General features: G+C 68.6%; 20 protein-coding genes. 8 read left to right on the plus strand and 12 right to left on the minus strand.

Features of this window, described 5'->3' with window-relative positions:
* Window positions 1-175: 175 nt before the first annotated feature.
* Both nrdR and glyA read right to left on the minus strand, forming a co-directional pair.
* Complete coding sequence (gene nrdR / locus J2X41_RS03270; protein WP_028040434.1) at window positions 176-649, minus strand: transcriptional regulator NrdR; 474 nt, start codon at window positions 647-649, stop codon at window positions 176-178.
* A 31-nt stretch (window positions 650-680) separates the two neighbouring features.
* Window positions 681-1,985, minus strand: coding sequence for a serine hydroxymethyltransferase (glyA, locus tag J2X41_RS03275; protein WP_310079580.1), 1,305 nt, complete (start codon window positions 1,983-1,985; stop codon window positions 681-683).
* Between the two features lie 188 nt (window positions 1,986-2,173).
* Between glyA and J2X41_RS03280 the strand changes: the two genes are divergently transcribed.
* Entirely contained in the window at window positions 2,174-2,614 is a 441-nt protein-coding gene (locus J2X41_RS03280) for a MucR family transcriptional regulator (protein WP_310079581.1), read from the plus strand.
* A 148-nt stretch (window positions 2,615-2,762) separates the two neighbouring features.
* Here J2X41_RS03280 and hemA read toward each other — a convergent pair whose 3' ends face one another.
* The 8 genes from hemA to J2X41_RS03320 form a co-directional block, all read right to left on the minus strand.
* Window positions 2,763-3,989 (minus strand): 5-aminolevulinate synthase, encoded by a 1,227-nt coding sequence (hemA, locus tag J2X41_RS03285; RefSeq protein ID WP_310079583.1) that lies wholly within the window; start codon window positions 3,987-3,989, stop codon window positions 2,763-2,765.
* Window positions 3,990-4,177: 188 nt separating this feature from the next.
* Window positions 4,178-5,080 carry a 3-hydroxyisobutyrate dehydrogenase gene (gene mmsB / locus J2X41_RS03290; protein ID WP_310079853.1) on the minus strand — a complete coding sequence of 301 codons (903 nt, stop codon included), beginning with the start codon at window positions 5,078-5,080 and terminating at the stop codon, window positions 4,178-4,180.
* Window positions 5,081-5,268: 188 nt separating this feature from the next.
* Window positions 5,269-6,075, minus strand: coding sequence for a class I SAM-dependent methyltransferase (locus J2X41_RS03295; protein ID WP_310079585.1), 807 nt, complete (start codon window positions 6,073-6,075; stop codon window positions 5,269-5,271).
* Between the two features lie 56 nt (window positions 6,076-6,131).
* Complete coding sequence (locus J2X41_RS03300) at window positions 6,132-7,184, minus strand: enoyl-CoA hydratase/isomerase family protein (protein WP_310079586.1); 1,053 nt, start codon at window positions 7,182-7,184, stop codon at window positions 6,132-6,134.
* Window positions 7,181-7,810, minus strand: coding sequence for a histidine phosphatase family protein (locus J2X41_RS03305; RefSeq protein WP_310079587.1), 630 nt, complete (start codon window positions 7,808-7,810; stop codon window positions 7,181-7,183). The genes J2X41_RS03300 and J2X41_RS03305 overlap by 4 nt, the downstream gene beginning before the upstream one ends.
* Window positions 7,811-8,233: a type II toxin-antitoxin system VapC family toxin gene (locus J2X41_RS03310; RefSeq protein ID WP_310079588.1), complete on the minus strand. Its 423-nt coding sequence runs from the start codon at window positions 8,231-8,233 to the stop codon at window positions 7,811-7,813.
* The gene (locus J2X41_RS03315; RefSeq protein WP_310079589.1) at window positions 8,230-8,502 is read right to left on the minus strand and encodes a type II toxin-antitoxin system prevent-host-death family antitoxin; all 273 of its coding nucleotides are present in this window, start codon (window positions 8,500-8,502) and stop codon (window positions 8,230-8,232) included. Before J2X41_RS03315 ends, J2X41_RS03310 begins: the two co-directional genes overlap by 4 nt.
* Window positions 8,503-8,544: 42 nt before the next feature.
* The gene (locus J2X41_RS03320; RefSeq protein ID WP_310079590.1) at window positions 8,545-9,684 is read right to left on the minus strand and encodes an isobutyryl-CoA dehydrogenase; all 1,140 of its coding nucleotides are present in this window, start codon (window positions 9,682-9,684) and stop codon (window positions 8,545-8,547) included.
* Window positions 9,685-9,892: 208 nt separating this feature from the next.
* Here J2X41_RS03320 and J2X41_RS03325 point away from each other — a divergent pair, with 208 nt between their 5' ends.
* The 5 genes from J2X41_RS03325 (at window position 9,893) to J2X41_RS03345 (ending at window position 13,824) form a co-directional block, all read left to right on the plus strand.
* Window positions 9,893-10,333, plus strand: coding sequence for a DUF2147 domain-containing protein (locus J2X41_RS03325; protein ID WP_310079591.1), 441 nt, complete (start codon window positions 9,893-9,895; stop codon window positions 10,331-10,333).
* A gap of 64 nt (window positions 10,334-10,397) precedes the next feature.
* Window positions 10,398-11,399, plus strand: a complete 1,002-nt coding sequence (gene hemB / locus J2X41_RS03330) for a porphobilinogen synthase (RefSeq protein ID WP_310079594.1) — start codon at window positions 10,398-10,400, stop codon at window positions 11,397-11,399.
* A 1-nt stretch (window position 11,400) separates the two neighbouring features.
* Complete coding sequence (locus J2X41_RS03335; protein WP_310079596.1) at window positions 11,401-12,264, plus strand: AraC family transcriptional regulator; 864 nt, start codon at window positions 11,401-11,403, stop codon at window positions 12,262-12,264.
* 44 nt (window positions 12,265-12,308) lie between these two features.
* A complete protein-coding gene (locus tag J2X41_RS03340) occupies window positions 12,309-13,403 on the plus strand; it encodes a serine hydrolase (protein WP_310079597.1) in 1,095 nt (364 codons plus the stop codon).
* Between the two features lie 31 nt (window positions 13,404-13,434).
* Window positions 13,435-13,824 (plus strand): NUDIX domain-containing protein, encoded by a 390-nt coding sequence (locus J2X41_RS03345; RefSeq protein WP_310079599.1) that lies wholly within the window; start codon window positions 13,435-13,437, stop codon window positions 13,822-13,824.
* Window positions 13,825-14,004: 180 nt separating this feature from the next.
* Here the strand turns inward: J2X41_RS03345 and J2X41_RS03350 are convergent, their stop codons facing one another.
* The gene (locus tag J2X41_RS03350; protein ID WP_310079600.1) at window positions 14,005-14,400 is read right to left on the minus strand and encodes a hypothetical protein; all 396 of its coding nucleotides are present in this window, start codon (window positions 14,398-14,400) and stop codon (window positions 14,005-14,007) included.
* A gap of 165 nt (window positions 14,401-14,565) precedes the next feature.
* Here J2X41_RS03350 and J2X41_RS03355 point away from each other — a divergent pair, with 165 nt between their 5' ends.
* Complete coding sequence (locus J2X41_RS03355) at window positions 14,566-14,823, plus strand: hypothetical protein (RefSeq protein ID WP_310079601.1); 258 nt, start codon at window positions 14,566-14,568, stop codon at window positions 14,821-14,823.
* Window positions 14,824-15,741: 918 nt separating this feature from the next.
* Here the strand turns inward: J2X41_RS03355 and J2X41_RS03365 are convergent.
* Entirely contained in the window at window positions 15,742-16,596 is an 855-nt protein-coding gene (locus J2X41_RS03365; RefSeq protein ID WP_310079602.1) for an NAD(P)-dependent oxidoreductase, read from the minus strand.
* Between the two features lie 116 nt (window positions 16,597-16,712).
* Here J2X41_RS03365 and J2X41_RS03370 point away from each other — a divergent pair, with 116 nt between their 5' ends.
* Window positions 16,713-17,612 (plus strand): flagellar motor protein MotB, encoded by a 900-nt coding sequence (locus J2X41_RS03370; protein ID WP_310079603.1) that lies wholly within the window; start codon window positions 16,713-16,715, stop codon window positions 17,610-17,612.
* The last annotated feature ends 53 nt before the right edge of the window (window positions 17,613-17,665 follow it).

The raw sequence follows: 17,665 nt of genomic DNA on the forward strand, positions 1-17,665 counted from the left end.
CCTTTGACTTCTCCTCGACGGGGCAGGTCACTTCGCACCAAACGGCGCCGTCGCCAAATCGAATCGTAGCCCCGGCGGCTTCGCCGCCGAAACCAAATCGTAGAATGGCGGCCTCGCCCCGAAACCAAATCCGCACCGCCGGCTCCGTCGCCGACGGCCGAATCACAGAATGCGCCTATAGCTCATCCTCGGCGACGTCGCTGAGGCCTTCCTGGCCAAGAAACTTCGCGAAATCGCTGGTTTCCCGGAAATCGCGATAGACCGAGGCGTAGCGGACGTAGGCGACGTCATCGAGCGACTTCAACGCCTTCATGACCATTTCGCCCACCGCCGACGACGGCAGCTCGGTCTCGCCCTGGCTTTCCAGCTGCCGGACGATGCCGTTGACCATCCGCTCCACCCGTTCCGGATCGACCGGCCGCTTGCGCGTGGCGATCGAGATCGAGCGCACCAGCTTCTCGCGGTCGAACGGCGAGCGCCGGCCCGAACGCTTGACGATGGTCAGCTCGCGCAGCTGCACCCGCTCGAAGGTGGTGAAGCGGCCGCCGCATTCGGGGCACAGCCGGCGACGGCGGATGGCCGCCCCGTCTTCCGACGGGCGGCTGTCCTTCACCTGGCTTTCCATGTGGCCGCAGAACGGGCAGCGCATGATCTAGGCCCTCCCGCCTGATGCAGGCCTATTAGTTGTAGATCGGGAACCTTGCCGTCAAGGCCAGGACTTCCTCGCGCACCTTGGCCTCGACCTCGGCGTTGCCGTCGGGACCGTTGGCGGCCAGGCCGTTGACGACCTCGCCGATCAGCTGGCCCACGCGAGTGAACTCGGCCGTCCCGAAGCCGCGGGTGGTGCCGGCCGGCGTGCCCAGACGGATGCCGGAGGTGACGGTGAACGGCGCAGTGTCGAACGGCACGCCGTTCTTGTTGCAGGTCATGTGGGCGCGCTCGAGGCTGTGCTCGGCGTCGCGACCGGTCACGCCCTTGGGCCGCAGGTCGACCAGCATCAGGTGGCTGTCGGTGCCGCCCGAGACGATGTTGACCCCTTGGGTCTGCAGCGCCTCGGACAGCGCCCGGGCGTTGTCGATCACCTGCTGGGCATAGGCCTTGAACGACGGCTGCAGCGCCTCGCCGAAGGCCACGGCCTTGGCGGCGATCACGTGCTCCAGCGGACCGCCCTGCAGGCCGGGGAACACCGCCGAATTGACCTTCTTGATGATCGCCTCGTCATTGGTCAGCACCATGCCGCCGCGCGGACCGCGCAGGGTCTTGTGGGTGGTGGTGGTGACCACGTGGGCGTGCGGGATCGGGCTGGGGAACACCCCGCCGGCCACCAGGCCCGCGAAGTGGGCCATGTCGACCATCAGATAGGCGCCGACCTCTTCCGCGATCTGGCGGAAGCGGGCGAAGTCGATGTGGCGGCTGTAGGCGCTGCCGCCGGCGATGATCAGCTTGGGCTTGTGGGCCTTGGCCACTTCCTCGACCGCGTCGTAGTCGATCAGCTGGTCCTGCTGGCGCACGGTGTAGGACACCGGCTTGAACCACTTGCCCGACTGATTGGCGGGGCTGCCGTGGGTCAGGTGGCCGCCGGCGGCCAGGTCCATGCCCAGGAAGGTGTCGCCCGGCTGCAGCAGCGACATGAACACCGACTGGTTGGCCTGCGAGCCCGAGTGCGGCTGGACGTTGGCGAAGCCGGCCCCGAACAGCGCCTTGGCGCGCTCGATGGCGATGGTCTCGATCTCGTCGACATATTCGCAGCCGCCGTAGTAGCGCTTGCCCGGATAGCCCTCGGCGTACTTGTTGGTCAGGATCGAGCCCTGGGCCTCGAGCACCGCCCGCGAGACGATGTTCTCCGACGCGATCAGTTCGATCTGGTTCTGCTGGCGGTTCAGCTCCAGGCCGATGCGGTCGAAGATGTCGCGATCGGCCGCGGCCAGGTCCGCCCCGAAGAAGGCGTTCTTGTCGGCGGTGATGTTGCTGGCCGGTGCGGTCATGGACGCTCTCCTGTCGATAGGTCGGACTCGGGCGAGTTCGGTCGCGCTCTCTTTACCCCCCTTCGCGCCACGATCAATCCGGGAACCTCATCCCGAGCCGGGGCGTTGCGAAGGAAGCGGCGCCGGTAGAACCGGCAGCCAGGCGTTTTGGCGACCTCCAGACAGATCGAAGACAGGGCGGAAAGAGTATGGCGACGGCGTACGGCGAGGCGGAAAACCATGGCGACGACGTCGATATTCTGGGCCTCAGCGCGTCGATCGTGGCCGCCTACGTGGCCCAGAACACGGTCGCCCGCACGGCGATCCCGGAGCTGATCCGCTCGGTCCACGGCGCCCTGTCGTCCCTGAGCGGCGCCCAGGCCGAACAACAGCCCGCCGAGCGCAACAAGCCGGCCGTGCCGGTCTCGCGGTCGGTGCAGCGCGACTACATCGTCTGCCTGGAAGACGGCAAGAAGCTGAAGATGCTCAAGCGCTACCTGCGCACCCATTACGACATGAGCCCCGAGGAATACCGTCGCAAATGGTCGCTGCCCGGCGACTATCCGATGGTGGCCCCGGCCTACGCCGAGCGCCGCTCCGACTTCGCCAAGTCGATCGGCCTGGGCAAGGGGAAGATGCGGGGGCGCTGACCTACCCCTCCCCCTGTGGGGGAGGCGATCGCGCAGCGATCGGTGGGGGGAGTTTTAGGAGCGGAGATCGTAGGACCGGCTATCGGCCGATCACTCCCCCCTCCGTCGGCTTCGCCGACACCTCCCCCACGGGGGGAGGAACTAAGATCTAAGCCGCGTGGCCGCCCATGCGGGCCACGTTGCAGTGGGCCCAGAGCTTTTCCATCGCCCCGACCAGCTTGCGCATCATCTCGTCGGTGTGGAACGGCGTGGGGGTGAAGCGCAGGCGCTCGGTGCCGCGCGGCACGGTGGGGTAGTTGATCGGCTGCACATAGACGCCGTGGTCGGCCAGCAGCATGTCGCTGATCATCTTGCAGTGGACGGGGTCGCCGACCAGCACCGGGACGATGTGGCTGTCGTTTTCCATCACCGGCAGGCCGGCCGCCTTGAACATCGCCTTCAGCGTCTGGGCGCGCTCCTGGTGGGCCTCGCGGACCTCCGGGTGCTGCTTCAGGTACTTCACGCTGGCCAGCGCCCCGGCGGTCAGGGCCGGCGGCAGCGAGGTGGTGAAGATGAAGCCCGAGGCGACCAGGCGGATGGCGTCGACCACCACCGCGTCGCCTGTGATGTAGCCGCCCATCACGCCGAAAGCCTTGCCCAGCGTGCCCTCGATGATGTCGATCTGGTCCATCAGGCCGTCGCGCTCGGCCACGCCGCCGCCGCGCGGGCCGTACATGCCCACGGCATGGACCTCGTCGAGATAGGTCATCGCGCCGTACCGCTTGGCCAGGGCCACCGTGCCGGCCATGTCGGCGATGTCGCCGTCCATGGAATAGACGCTTTCGAACGCCACCAGCTTGGGCGCGTCGGCCGGGGCGGCGGCCAGCAGCTGCTCGAGGTGCGCCAGGTCGTTGTGGCGGAAGATGTGGCGCTCGCAGCCGCCGTTGCGGATGCCGGCGATCATCGAGGCGTGGTTCTGGGCGTCGGAAAAGATGATCAGGCCCGGCAGGATCTTCTGCAGCGCCGACAGGCTGGCCTCGTTGGAAACGTAGCCGGAGGTGAACAGCAGGGCCGCTTCCTTGCCGTGCAGGTCGGCCAACTCGGCCTCCAGTTCGACATGGTGATGGTTGGTGCCCGAGATGTTGCGCGTGCCGCCCGAGCCCGAACCGTGATGGTCGATCGCCGCATGCATAGCGTCCAGCACCACGGGGTTCTGGCCCTGGCCCAGATAGTCGTTCGAGCACCAGACCACGATCTCGCTCTCGCCGCCGTCTGGACGGGTCCAGGTGGCGCGCGGAAAGGCCCCGCGATGGCGCTTCATGTCGGCGAACACCCGGTAGCGGCCTTCGTCGCGGATCTGGTCGACGACACTGCGGAACGCGGCTTTGTAGTCCATGGTCACTTCATCCGACGGACTTCGACGAGTCCGACCGGTCCCTTCTCAAGGCTCGGCTTTTCGCACCGGCGACGCACGCTGTCCACATAGGTGCGTTTACCTATCGTGTCGAACTACGCGATTGAACAGACTGATCGCGCCAATGAACACCTGGAGTGAACACCCTGGCGACGGATCCGCCAACCGGTTCAGTTCAGGTCGGCGATTTTGCCGCGCAGCATCTGCAGCACGGCCGAGAAGTCCTTGCCGCCGAAGCCGTTGGCGTCGAACAGGGCGTAGAGGGCCTCGGCCTGGGCGCCCATCGGGGTGGAAGCGCCCGCCTTGGCGGCGGCTTCCTGGGCCAGTTTCAGGTCCTTGAGCATCATCGCCGTGGCGAAACCGCCCTCGTAGGCGCGATCGGCAGGGGTGGCGGGCCCCACGCCCGGGACCGGGCAATAGGTCGACACCGACCAGCACTGGCCCGACGACTTGCTGGCGATCTCGAAGAACCGGTCGGCGGCCAAGCCCAGCTTCTCGGCCAGGGCGAAGGCCTCGCAGGTTCCCAGCATCGACACGCCCAGCAGCATGTTGTTGCAGATCTTGGCCGCCTGGCCGGCCCCGTGACCGCCGGCATGGATGGTCGCGCGGGACATCGGGGCCAGCGCCGCCTCGACGGCCGGAAAGTCGTCGGCGTCGCAGCCGACCATGAAGGCCAGGGTCCCGGCCTCGGCGGCCATGATCCCGCCCGACACCGGGGCGTCGGCGAACCGGAAGCCCGCGGCTTTCGCCTGCCCGGCCACGACCCGAGCGCTGTCGACGTCGATGGTCGAGCAGTCGATCAGCAGCGCCGACTTGGCCGCGTGGGCCAGCACCTGCTCGCCATAGACGCCGCGCACGTGCGGTCCGGCCGGCAGCATGGTGATCACCACCTCGGCGTCGGCCACCGCCTCGGCCACCGAGCCCGCCGGATGGCAGCCGGCCGCCGCGGCCTTGTCCAGCGCCGCCGCCGACAGGTCGAAGGCGCGCACATGATGCTGGGCCTTGGCCTGGTTGGCGGCCATGCCGCCGCCCATGTTGCCCAGGCCGATGAAGGCGATGCGGGTCATGTGGATGCTCCCTGCGACGGTCGCGCCTTCGTGGGCCGACCCTTTTTATGTTTCACAACAGGTTGTCATCCCGGAAGCGCGCAGCGCTTCCGGAACCCGGGTGAACCGCACCGCCTTCGCCCAGCCCCCTAGGTCCCGGACAACCTCTGCGCGGTTTCCGGGATGACAACTTTTAGGATTAAAGCGCTTGCCGCCTACCGCGCCCCCGCCGGCTTGCGGAACTTGTAGATGAACTGGTCGGTCTTGCCGCGGATCGACGGGTCGAAGACGCTGAGCTTGCGGGTGTCGGACCGGTCGCGCAGCACCCGGCTTTCGCCCTCGAAGATGAAGCCCGCGGCGGTCACCTCGCGCTTGACGGCCTCCGCGTCGATACGGTGCAGGGTCTCGGTGTCGCGCAGGCCCGAGCCCGGTTCGGCCGAGTGGTCGACGACCAGGTAGACGCCGCCCGGCTTCAGGGCCCGGAAGATCTGGCGGTTGACCACCGACAGGTCGGCCGGCCCCATGAACTTGTCGTGCATGTCGTGGTAGTTCTGGGCGGTGAACACCAGGTCCAGTTTCTCCGGCGTGGCGAAGTTGGGCAGGGTGTTGAGGATCACCGACACGTTCTTGTAGGCCGGGTCGCGGGCGATGGCCGTCACGGCCGGCTCGCGCTTGGCCAGCTTGGTCAGTTCGTCCGGCACATAGGCGTAGACGTGGCCGCGCGGCCCGACGGCCTTGGACAGGATGCGGGTGAAATAGCCGCCGCCGGGGATCAGGTCGGCGACCTTGGCGCCCGGCTTGACGCCGGCGAAGGCCAGGGTCTGGCCCGGCAGGCGGTTCTCGTCGCGGACCATGTCGGCGGCCGGGCGCTTCGAATCGGACAGGGCCGCGGCGATGTTGGCGGGAATCGCGGCGGGCGCGTCGGCCGGCGGAGGCGGCGGCGGCGCTGCGGGGCCCATCGGAGTCGTGGCGCAGCCCGCCAGGGCGAGCACGGCGATGAGGCTGAGTAGCGGCTTACGCATGGGTGTTCCTTCCGACGGCGTCTTCTCGTTGCGGGCAAGCTAGCGCAGCAATCACGCTACGTCAGCGGCGACCACTCCTGATCGACCGGGAGCGGCGCGAAAATCTCATCCAACATGGCGTCGGACACATCTTCAAGCTTGGCCGGATCCCATTTCGGCGCGTTGTCCTTGTCGATGATCACCGCCCGCACGCCCTCAAGGAAATCGTGCCGCCGGACCACGCGCGAGCCGATCCGATATTCCATGGCCATGTTGTCAGCGAAGTCGGTCATCGCCGCCCCCGCCTCCAGCTGGCGGAAGGCGACCTTCAGGGTCTGGGGCGACTTGGTCTTCATTGTCGCCAACTGGGCCTTGCCCCAGTCGCTGCTGTCGGCCTCCAGGAACTCGAAGATCTGCTCGACGCTGTCGCCGACGAACAGGCGGTTGAGGTCCTGCTCGAAGCTGACCAGCGGCGCCTTGCCGGCGTCGGCGCGGTACTTCTTCAGCGTCTCCTCGATGCGGCGGGGGTCGGCGATGATCGCCTTCTTCAGCCCCTCGACGGCGCCGAACTCGACGAAATGGGTGGCGATGCCCAGCCGCAGGCAGTCCGCGCCCTTGATCCGCGCCCCGGTCAGGGCCAGCCACAGCCCCGCCTTGCCCGGCAGGCGCGGCAGGTACCAGCCGCCGCCCACGTCGGGGAACAGGCCGATGCCGGTCTCGGGCATGGCGAAGGTCGTCCGCTCGGTGGCGATCCGGTAGTGGGCCGGCATCGAGATGCCAACGCCGCCGCCCATCACCACCCCGTCCAGGAGGGCGACCACCGGCGTGTCGTAGGTGAACAGCAGGTGGTTCAGCTGGTATTCGGTGTGGAAGAAGGCCCGCGCCTCCTTGGCGTCGCCCGCGCCGCTGCGGGCCAGCATGCGGATGTCGCCGCCGGCGCAGAAGCCGCGTTCGCCGGCATGGTCGATCACGACCATGTAGATCTCCGGATCGTCCCGCCAGTCCAGCAGCGCGCCGATCATCGTCTCGCACATGGTCTGGGTCAGGGCGTGCAGCGCCTGGGGCCGGTTCAGGGTCAGCCGGCCGACGTTCTTCTGGACGCGGACAAGGACTTCGGGTTGGTCGGTCATACGGCTTCCTTGGCGGCTTCCTTGGCCCGTTCGGGGTCTTCGACCGGTTCGCAGTCGAGGCGGTCGATCTGGCCGCCGCTCAGCCGAAAGATCGCGTCCTGCGGCACGTCCTGCTCCAGCGTCTGGGCCGGCGACAGGCCAGCATAGGCGCCGCGCAGCAGGCGGCCGGCGATGCCGTGGCTGACCACGATCAGCCGCCGCTCCGGCTCGGCGGCCTGTTCGGCCAGCCAGCCGCCGACCCGCGCCATCAGTTGGTCGTAGGTCTCGCCGCCGGGCGCGGCGAAGAACCAGGTGCGATCGGCGAACAGTTCGGGATGGTCACGCTGCACGTCGGCGCGCAGGCGCCCTTCCCATTCGCCGACCGTCAACTCCATCAGCCGGTCGTCGAACTCGACGGGCAGGCCCAGCTTGCCGCCGATGATCCCGGCCGTGTCCCGCGTCCGCCGCAGCGGACTGGCGACGATGCGCCAGGGCCGGTCGGCGTCGCGCCGGACTAGGTCATGCAGCAGATCGGCCATCGCCCCGGCCTGGGCGCGGCCCAGCGGCGTCAGGTCGGACTCGCACTGGCCCTGCAGCCGATGCGCGCGGTTCCACTCGGTCTGGCCGTGGCGGCAGAGATAGATCATTCAGGTCGCCGATCTCAGGTCAAAACACTCGACGCCATTGGCGACAGCCACCGTCAGCAGAGCTTCATCGCGTGAGACTAGAGGCCAGCCTTCAGCAACAGCCAGCGCGAAATAGGATGCATCGAAGAGGCTGAGACGCGTCGTTCGCGCCAAAAGCGCGAGCTCTTCGATTCCCGCCGCGGAGGCGTGAAGCTGAATATTGAGCCGCTGATAGTTCAATAAGGCCTTGTCGTAACCCTCAGTGGTCAGCAGGCCTCGCCGCACCATGCCGACGAGCACGTTATAGACCTCCCACGCAAAGATGGCCGGCGCCTGGAAGATCGTCGCATCGATTTGGCCTAGAAAGGCGGACGCGGCCTCGGTCGCCTGCGAAGGCAACAGCCAGGCCAAGGCGGCCGAGGCGTCCAGAACGACCGATTTCACTCGCGAGCCATCTGCTTCAGGTCTTCCCAGGTCAGCTTCTCGACCTCCGGATTGGCGGCGGCGATCGAATCGCGAAGCGCCTTGAATCGGGCGACGAGCTCCTTTGCCGGCGTCTTCCGCGCAAGGCCGGGCTCGGCCTGGAGCGCAGGCGCCAACGTGGCCACCGCGCGACCATGGCGCGTGATGGTCACCGTCTCGCCGTCCTTCTCGACGGCGTCGAGCAGGGCCGACAGGTGGGTCTTGGCTTCGAGCACGCCGACTTCGCGCATGGGAGACTCCCAATTCTGACCAGTTATGGTCAGATTAGCACATCACTGCCGGAACATCTCGCGCGCTATGATCACCCGCATGATCTCGTTGGTCCCCTCCAGGATCTGGTGGACCCGCAGGTCGCGGACGATGCGCTCCAGCGGGTAGTCCTGCAGGTAGCCGTAGCCGCCGTGCAGCTGCAGGGCGTCGTTGGCCACTTGGAAGCCGGCGTCGGTGGCGAAGCGCTTGGCCATGGCGCACAGCTTGGTGGCCTGCGGGTCGCGGTTGTCTAGGGCATGGGCGGCGCGGCGCACCATCAGGCGCGCGGCCTCCAGCTCGGTGGCCATGTCGGCCAGCTTGAACTGCAGGGCCTGGAAGTCCTTCAGGGCCTTGCCGAACTGGTTGCGGGTCTCGAGATAGGCCTTGGCGGTGTCGAGCGCGAACTGGGCGCCGCCCAGCGAGCAGGAGGCGATGTTCAGCCGCCCGCCGTCCAGCCCCATCATGGCGAAGCGGAAGCCTTCGCCCTCCTGGCCGATGCGGTTGGCGGCCGGCACGCGGCAGTCGTCGAAGTTCACCGCGGCGGTCGGCTGGGCGTTCCAGCCCATCTTGCGCTCGTTGGCGCCGAAGCTGAGGCCCGGCGCCCCCTTCTCGACCACGAACGCCGAGACGCCCTTGGCCCCGTCGCCGCCCGTCCGGGCCATGACCACATAGACGTCGGAGACCCCGCCCCCCGAGATGAAGGCCTTGCCGCCGTTCAGCACATAGTGGTCGCCGTCCAGCCGCGCCGTCGTGCGCATGTTGGCCGCGTCGGAGCCCGCGCCCGGTTCGGTCAGGCAGTAGCTGGCGATCAGCTCCATGGTGGTCAGGCGCGGCAGGTAGCGTCGGCGCAGGTCGTCGGAGCCGAACCGGTCGATCATCCACGAGGCCATGTTGTGGATGGTCAGATAGGCCGCGGTCGGCACGTCGCCGTAGCTCAGCGCCTCGAAGATGATCGAGGCGTCCAGGCGCGACAGCCCGCTGCCGCCGACGTCGTCCTGGACATAGATGCCCGCGAAGCCCAGGGACGCCGCCTCGCGCAGCACGTCGACCGGAAAGTGCTTGCGTTCGTCCCATTCGGCGGCGTGCGGGGCAAGGCGTTCCGCCGCGAAGCCCGAGGCCATGTCCCAGATAGCGCGTTGATCGTCGTTGAGCGCGAAATCCATGCGCGATATCCTCCCAAGCGGGGCAGGGTGAACCCCTCGCCTTCTTGGCCGCTGACCTGCCGCGCGCCGGCGACTGTGTCAATCATATCTCACTTGCCGACTTTGAATGCCGCAGTGCGCAAAAAGTCGGAACGAAGTGTCGCACCGCCCTTGATCCGCCCGTCCTCGAGTATCAAATCGCGGCCATCGGAGGCGTCGTCTTTCTGTCATGCGTAAGCTCATTGCCGTTTTCGCCGCCCTCGCGGCCCTTGCCAGCGTGTCGTCGGTCCAGGCGGCCGACCTGGGTATCTGGACGGGGCCCAAGGACAATGTCCGGGTCGCGATCAAGAGCTGCGGGACCAGCACCTGCGGCACCGTGGTCTATGCCAGCCCCAAGGCCGAGGCGGACGCGCGCAAGAGCGGCCTGACCACCCTGGTCGGCCAGCAGCTGCTGCGCGACTTCGAGCCCACCCGCAACGGCAACATGCGCGGCAAGGTCTTCGTGCCGACCCTGAAGGTCACCCTGGTCGGCACCGCCGAGTTCATCGACGGCCGCACCATGAAGGCCAAGGGCTGCGTCTTGGGCGGGCTGATCTGCAAGTCGCAGGTCTGGCGCCGGATCGACGGCGTCCAGCAGGCGCGCGCCGAAAACGTCAACTACGCCCCGTAGTTCGAGCGCCCTTAAGCAACCAACCGCCTTGCCTCGCGCCGCCCGCCGCGCGAAACCCTAGGCCATGACCACGCCGCCCCTCGCCCCCTACCCCGCCACCCGCCTGCGCCGCCTGCGCCAGGCCGACTGGACCCGCCGCCTGGTCCGCGAGACCACCCTGGCGCCGTCCGACCTGATCTGGTCGATGGTGGTGCACGAGGGCGAAGGGACGATCCCGGTGGCCTCCATGCCCGGCGTCGAGCGCCTGAGCGTCAGGGACGCCGCCAAGGCCGCCGTGCGGGCCCGCGACCTGGGCATCCCGGCCATCGCCATCTTCCCGCACATCGACGGGGCCCGGAAGGACCCGGCCGGCTCGATCGCCGCCGATCCGGACGGGGTGATCCCCCGCGCCGTCAAGGCCATGAAGGACGCCGCGCCCGAGGTCGGGATCATGTGCGACGTGGCGCTCGACCCGTTCACCGACCACGGCCATGACGGGGTGGTCGAGGGCGGCAGGATCCTCAACGACCCGACCATCGAGCGGCTGATCGAGCAGGGCCTGATGCAGGCGCAGGCTGGCGCCGACATCCTGGCCCCGTCCGACATGATGGACGGCCGTGTCGGCAAGCTGCGCGCCGCCCTGGAAGGGGCCAACTTTCAGGACACCATGATCATGTCCTACGCCGCCAAATACGCCTCGGCTTTCTACGGCCCCTATCGCGACGCCATCGGCTCGGCGAAACTTTCGGCCGGCCAGGGCGATAAGAAGACCTACCAGATGGACCCGGCCAACAGCGAGGAGGCGATCCGCGAGGTCGCCCTCGACATCGCCGAGGGCGCCGACATGGTCATGGTCAAGCCGGGCCTGCCCTATCTGGACATCCTGCGCCGCCTGGTCGACGAGTTCCGCATGCCCACCTACGCCTTCCAGGTCTCGGGCGAGTACGCGATGATCAAGGCCGCCGGCATGAACGGCTGGATCGACGAGGAGCGCGCCATCCTCGAAAGCCTGACCGCCTTCAAGCGGGCCGGCGCGGCCGGGATCATCAGCTATTTCGCGCCCTGGGCGGCGGAAAAGCTGGGCTGACATGGCCGCGCCGAGGACCGCCTTCAGCCAGGGACGGTTCTACGGCGCGCCCACCGTCGAGCGCCGCCTGCCCCAGATCCGCCTCGCCCACCTGTCGGCCACCACCAGCGCCGAGGACGTGCACGAGCACAGCCACGACGACGCCCATTTCGTCCTGGCCACCCACGGCCGCTACCTGACCACCGCCTGGGGCCCGGAGACCGAGGGGCCGGTCCTGGTCTACAACCCGCCCGGCGTGATCCATCGCGACCGCTTCGTCGCCGCCGGCGGCTACTTCCTGGCGGTCAGCTTCGAGGCCCCCGTCTGGCGCGAGCTTTCCGGGGTCTCCAGGCGAGTCGCCATCGATGCCCTGCGCCTGACCGGCCCGGTCGCCCGCCGCGCCGCCCTGCGCCTGACCCGCGCCCTGCTCAGCCGCGACGCCGACCCGGTCACCCTGGAGAGCCTGGGCCTGGAGCTGGCCGGCCAGGCGATGACGCCCGCCGGCGAGGGCGACCATCCGCCGCCGTGGCTGGCCACGGCCGAGACCTTCCTGGCCGACAGCTTCGACCAGCCCATCACCATCGCCGACGTGGCCCGCGCGGCCGGCGTCCACCCGGTCCACCTGGCCCGCGGCTATCGCCGATGGCTGGGCGCGGCGCCCGGCGAGCGCCTGCGGACCCGCCGCCTGGAACGGGCCGCCGACCTGTTGATGCGCGGCCGCGCCTCGATCGGCCAGATCGCCCTGGCGTCCGGCTTCTGCGACCAGAGCCACCTGAACCGCCAGTTCCATCGGGCCTATGGCGTGACCCCCGGCGAGTTCGCGCGACTGTGCGGACGGCCGCTGGATGTTTCACCCGTCCAAGACGCGGTCCAGGCGGCCGGCTAGACGAGGCCCTCAAGCCCCCTTGGCACCTTCGCCCGGAGAGTCCTGTGAAATCGCTGCTGCTCGCCGCCGCCCTGCTCCTGGCCGTCCCGGTGGCCGTTCAAGCCGCGCCGTCGGACTGGCCCACGGCCGCGCCGGCCGCCGAAGGCCTGTCGGCCGCCCGGCTCGAGGCCATGTCGACCGCCATCAAGGCGGGCCAGTTCCAGCAGATCACCAGCGTCCTGATCGCCCGCCACGGCAAGCTGGCGTTCGAGGCCTATTACGACGACGGCAAGCCCGACGGTGGTGCGGAGGCGCGGCGCAACACCCGCTCGGCGACCAAGACGGTGACCGCCATGCTGGCCGGCGCCGCGCTCGACCGCCACGCCCTTCCCGGCGTCTCGGCCCCGATCAAGGTCTATCTCAAGGACCGCCCGCCCGCCGCCAATCCCGATCCGCGCAAGGACAGGGTCACGGTCGAGGACCTGCTGACCATGAGCTCGATCGCCGAATGCGACGACGACAACCAATATTCGCGCGGCAACGAGGAGCGCATGTACCTGATCGAGGACTGGGTGGGCTTCTATCTCGACCTGCCGGTGCGCGGCTTCCCGGCCTGGTCGCCCAAGCCGGAGGCCTCGCCCTACGGCCGTGCCTTCAGCTACTGCACCGCCGGCGTCACCACCCTGGGGGCGGTGATCCAGGGCGCGGTCGGCAAGCCCCTGCCCGCCTTCGCCGACGAGGTTCTGTTCGGGCCCTTGGGGATCGACAAGCCCGAATGGCAGGTCTCGCCCCTGGGCCTGGCCCAGGGCGGCGGCGGGCTGGGCCTGCGCAGCCGCGACCTGCTGAAACTGGGCCAGCTCTATCTGGACCAGGGCCGCTGGAACGGCCGGCAGGTGCTGTCCGCGGCCTATGTCGCCGCCGCCACGGCGCCGCACGCCCAGGCCCAATCCGACGCCGACTACGGCTACCTGATCTGGCTGCAGACCTTCGGCGGCCACAAGGCCTGGGTGATGAGCGGCACGGGCGGCAACAAGGTCGTGATCGTGCCCGACCTGGCCCTGGTGGCGGTGATCACCACCACCAACTTTGGCGTCCGCCAGCCGCACGCGATCTCCGAGAAACTGCTGACGGAACACATCCTGGCGGCGGTCGAGCCCTGACGCGACTCGAACGAGCGGCTAGGCTGGACGCATGACCCCGCCCAGCATCGACATCGTCACCGCCGTGATCCGCGACGCGGCCGGCCGCATGCTGGTGGTCCGCAAGCGCGGCACGGCGATCTTCATGAAGCCGGGCGGCAAGCGCGAGCCCGGCGAGGACGACCTGACCGCCTTGGCGCGCGAACTGGACGAGGAGATCGGCTGCCGGCTGATCGGCGCGACCCTGCTGGGCGCCTTCGAGGCCCCGGCCGCCAACGAGCCCGGCTTCACCGTGCGGGCGGCCACCTACCTGGCGACGGTCGAGGGCCAGGTCGCCGCCCGGGCCGAGATCGAGGAACTTGCCTGGATCGACCCCGCCGCGCCGGGCGACATCGTGCTGGCCCCGCTGATGCGGGTGGTGCTGGCGGCGCTCGCCGCCTAGATCCTGGTTCTAGCAGCCCCAAACGTTGTCATCCCGGCTGTAGCGAAGCGGAAGGCCGGGATCCAGGTGAACCGCACCGCATCCGCCCAGTCCCCTGGGTCCCGGACAGCCTCTGCGAGGCTTCCGGGATGACAACGGCTCTTGGATTCCGACATTCGCGTCCAGTTTTGCGCGCGAAACCTAGATCCGCTCGAACGCCTCGCGCAGGATCGTGGCCCGCCGCCCTTCCGGCCGGATCATCAGGAACTTGCCCGACCACACCGCGGGAATGGACCACTGGCCGCCGATCTCGGTGGCGTCGGCGCTCAGGGCGCCATCATAGGCCACGGCGTGGGTCCAGCCGTTCGTGCCGTCATAGGTCTTGGTGAACGCCACCGCCTGGCCGGCGCGCTTGCCCAGCAGGGTGGCGAACACCTCGCACCAGTCGCCCCACTCGTCCTGCGCCGTTTCGTGGATCGAACCGCTGAGCCAGGCGCCGCTCTCGATCAGGGTGGCTGTGAAGCCGACCGGCGCGAACGCTCCAGGATAGGAATAGAGCCCCTGCCAGATGCCCGTCAGATTGCCGTTCGCCGCCATGGTCGCGCCCCCGCCCTCGCGCGCTCATAGGCGCCACCCCCACGCCTCCCGTCAAGGTCGAGGCCCTCGCGCGAAACCTCGAACGGGCCTAGGGTGTTCCTAGTGTTCGGCCCGAGGCCGCGTACGACGGCCGGGTCCGACCTCAACGACAAGCGGAGGTGACGCATGGACGCCGATTTCAACGACACCGGAAGACCCGAACTGCTGGCCCATGAGCAGACCTATCACGGCTTCAGCATCCTCCTGCGATGGTGCATGCTGGGCCTGGCCACCGTCATTCCGACCCTGACCCTGTGGTTCGCCACCCCGGCCGGCTTCTGGGGCGGCCTGATCGCCGGGATCGTGGTGTTCGCGGTCGGCTACATGATCCTGGTGCGCCACGAGGAAAAGCAGCCGCTGAACCTGTGGGTCGAAGGGCGGTAACGCCCTCGACCTGAGGGATCCGATCGCGGAGACAGTCGGGGACGCGCTCTCACGGCAAGGCGCCGGCCGATTTGCAGGGCGCTTGGGGTGAGTGCGTGTCCCCAACGGACCCGCTGAGTCCGGCGCTGAAGTCTCGTGACGCCGTGGATGGCGTTGGGGACATGCACTCACTCTCTTTGCCGTGGATCGATCCGCGAGGCCTTGCCGTGAGAGCACGTCCCCGGCTGTGCTCGGCGTTCAGCGGACAAACCCCCACGATTCCAACGCCCTGAACTTTCTCGACCCGTTTTGATCCCCACCCTTCCAGACCGCCCTTATCCTGACCTCACCTCGTCGCAGGGAAAGGGCGCATGGCCAGCGACCGATGCGGCGGCGGGGGGCGATCGAGCGGGGAGCTCCGTCGGCGGTCCCTTGGGACCAAACCTCGCGTCTCTGGAGCCGGTCGGGCCTGGAACACAAAAACGACGTGGCGCGAGGGCTGGCGGAGCAACAGGCGGGCGGTGACGCGCTCGCGGTCCGGGACCGGGGTTCGTTGACCTGGCCCGCCCGTCGGAGGCTTCAAGGCGGCGAGGCTCCAACAGGGCTCAGCGCCGCGGGCTTCCGGATAACGACCGCGCGGAGCGATCGGGCTTCGTCGAAACGGTACACAAACTCAAACACTCCGGACGATGTCCGGCGCTCCGCGTCCCTTTCCATACCTTCAGCGGCCAGCCGCGTGAGGCGGCCAAGCCGTGCATCCAAGATCCTCCCCCTGTGGGGGAGGTGTCGGCGAAGCCGACGGAGGGGGGAGTGATCGGCCAATGACCATAGCCCGGATCTTCGACCCTAAAACTCCCCCCACCGATCGCTGCGCGATCGCCTCCCCCACAGGGGGAGGATCGTCGAAAGGCGGTCCGTTGGGGGCAAGTGGTCGTCGCCCTATTTCTCCAACCGCGCCACCAGGCTCGAGGTGTCCCACCGATGACCGCCCATCGCCTGCACCTCGCCGTAGAAGCCGTCGATCATCGCCGTGGCCTGCAGGTTGGCGCCGTTGGCGGCGGCCTCGGCCAGGGCGATGCCCAGGTCCTTGCGCATCCAATCGACCGCGAAGCCGAAGTCGAACTTGCCTTCCGACATGGTCTTCCAGCGGTTCTCCATCTGCCACGACTGGGCCGCGCCCTTGGAGATCGCCGCCAGCACGTCGTCGGTCGGCAGGCCCGCCCGCTTGGCGAAGTGCAGCGCCTCGGCCACGCCCTGGACCACGCCGGCGATGGCGATCTGGTTGCACATCTTGGTCAGCTGGCCCGCGCCCGATGGCCCCATCAGGCGGATGGCCTTGGCGTAGGCCGCCAGCACCGGCTCGACCCGGACGTAGGCGGCCGGGTCGCCGCCGGCCATGATCGTCAGCTGGCCGCTCTCGGCCCCGGCCTGGCCGCCCGACACCGGGGCGTCGACGAACCAGCGGCCAACGGCGCGGGCCGCGGCGTCCATCTCGCGGGCCACCATCGCCGAGGTCGTGGTGTGGTCGACGATCACCCCGCCCTCGCCCATGGCCGGCAGCGCCTGCGCCACGACGTCGCGCACGTCGTCGTCATTGCCCACGCACAGGCAGACCAGTTGCGCGCCCGCCACCGCCTCGGCGATGGTCGGACGGCGGGCGCCGCCATGCTTTTCGATCCAGCGCGCGGCCTTGTCGGGACTGCGGTTGAACACGGTCACCGCGTGGCCGGCGGCCTGCAGGTGGCCGGCCATCGGAAAGCCCATCACGCCCAGGCCGATAAACGCCGTCTTCATCCGCGAAACTCCTCATGGCAGCGGCCGTCCATCGCCCTTCACGGCTCCGATCGCAACGGCATTTTAACGTCCACCCGTCAGGTTCGATCGAACAGGGTTAAGCAGGCTTAAGCACAATGGCCGTCAGCGGCGAACAGCCGATCGTCATCAAGAAGGTCAAGAAGGTCGTCGGCGGGGGTCACCACGGCGGCGCCTGGAAGGTGGCCTATGCCGACTTCGTGACCGCGATGATGGCCTTCTTCCTGCTGATGTGGCTGCTGAACGTCACCAGCCCCGAGCAGAAGCAGGGCATCGCCGACTATTTCGCTCCGGCCTCGATCTCGTCCACCACCAGCGGCTCGGGCGGCATCCTGGGCGGCACCTCGCTGGGCGACGACGGCGCCAAGGCCGACGGCAAGATGTCGGTCGTCCAGCAGATGGCGCCCGAAGCCCCCACCCAGACCGACAAGGACGGTCAGAGCTCGACCACGGCCAGCCTCGATTCCGCCAGCGAGCAGGCCCTGCGCGACGCCTTGGCCAAGAAGGAGCAGGACAGCTTCGCCTCGGCCGCCCAGTCGCTGCGCCAGTCGCTGCAGGAAATGCCGGAACTGGCCGAGCTGTCCAAGCAGATCATGATCGACCAGACCCCCGAGGGCCTGCGCATCCAGCTGATCGACCAGGACGGCCGCTCGATGTTCAAGGAGAACTCGCGCGAGCCCAACGACCGGGCCCGCATCCTGCTGCGCGCCGTGGCCAAGATCATCAACCAGCTGCCCAACCGCATCACCATCTCGGGCCACACCAGCGCCAGCGCGGCCGGCAAGCGTTCGGACAGCGACTGGTCGCTTTCGGCCGAGCGCGCCGACGCCTCTCGCCAGGTGCTCCGTGGCGCCGGGGTCGACGAGGATCGCATCTACCAGGTTTCGGGCAAGGCCAATTCCGAGCCGCTGTACGCGGACGACCCCACCCTGGCGGGCAATCGTCGCATCTCGATCGTGCTGCTGCGCGAGAAACCGGTGCTGCCCGATGGGCTTTGAGGGCGCCTGCGACGTGATGACGCTCGGCGGCGCCGCGGAGCTTGCGCAACCGC

Source organism: Caulobacter sp. BE254 (assembly GCF_031457295.1).
Taxonomy (GTDB): Bacteria; Pseudomonadota; Alphaproteobacteria; order Caulobacterales; family Caulobacteraceae; genus Caulobacter.

Bases quoted from the DNA above. Each gene is read 5' to 3' on its own strand.
- nrdR (WP_028040434.1), bottom strand. From the start codon at position 649: ATGCGCTGCCCGTTCTGCGGCCACATGGAAAGCCAGGTGAAGGACAGC.
- glyA (WP_310079580.1), bottom strand. From the start codon at position 1,985: ATGACCGCACCGGCCAGCAACATCACCGCCGACAAGAACGCCTTCTTC.
- J2X41_RS03280 (WP_310079581.1), top strand. From the start codon at position 2,174: ATGGCGACGGCGTACGGCGAGGCGGAAAACCATGGCGACGACGTCGAT.
- hemA (WP_310079583.1), bottom strand. From the start codon at position 3,989: ATGGACTACAAAGCCGCGTTCCGCAGTGTCGTCGACCAGATCCGCGAC.
- J2X41_RS03295 (WP_310079585.1), bottom strand. From the start codon at position 6,075: ATGCGTAAGCCGCTACTCAGCCTCATCGCCGTGCTCGCCCTGGCGGGC.
- J2X41_RS03300 (WP_310079586.1), bottom strand. From the start codon at position 7,184: ATGACCGACCAACCCGAAGTCCTTGTCCGCGTCCAGAAGAACGTCGGC.
- J2X41_RS03305 (WP_310079587.1), bottom strand. From the start codon at position 7,810: ATGATCTATCTCTGCCGCCACGGCCAGACCGAGTGGAACCGCGCGCAT.
- J2X41_RS03315 (WP_310079589.1), bottom strand. From the start codon at position 8,502: ATGCGCGAAGTCGGCGTGCTCGAAGCCAAGACCCACCTGTCGGCCCTG.
- J2X41_RS03320 (WP_310079590.1), bottom strand. From the start codon at position 9,684: ATGGATTTCGCGCTCAACGACGATCAACGCGCTATCTGGGACATGGCC.
- J2X41_RS03325 (WP_310079591.1), top strand. From the start codon at position 9,893: ATGCGTAAGCTCATTGCCGTTTTCGCCGCCCTCGCGGCCCTTGCCAGC.
- hemB (WP_310079594.1), top strand. From the start codon at position 10,398: ATGACCACGCCGCCCCTCGCCCCCTACCCCGCCACCCGCCTGCGCCGC.
- J2X41_RS03335 (WP_310079596.1), top strand. From the start codon at position 11,401: ATGGCCGCGCCGAGGACCGCCTTCAGCCAGGGACGGTTCTACGGCGCG.
- J2X41_RS03345 (WP_310079599.1), top strand. From the start codon at position 13,435: ATGACCCCGCCCAGCATCGACATCGTCACCGCCGTGATCCGCGACGCG.
- J2X41_RS03350 (WP_310079600.1), bottom strand. From the start codon at position 14,400: ATGGCGGCGAACGGCAATCTGACGGGCATCTGGCAGGGGCTCTATTCC.
- J2X41_RS03355 (WP_310079601.1), top strand. From the start codon at position 14,566: ATGGACGCCGATTTCAACGACACCGGAAGACCCGAACTGCTGGCCCAT.
- J2X41_RS03365 (WP_310079602.1), bottom strand. From the start codon at position 16,596: ATGAAGACGGCGTTTATCGGCCTGGGCGTGATGGGCTTTCCGATGGCC.
- J2X41_RS03370 (WP_310079603.1), top strand. From the start codon at position 16,713: ATGGCCGTCAGCGGCGAACAGCCGATCGTCATCAAGAAGGTCAAGAAG.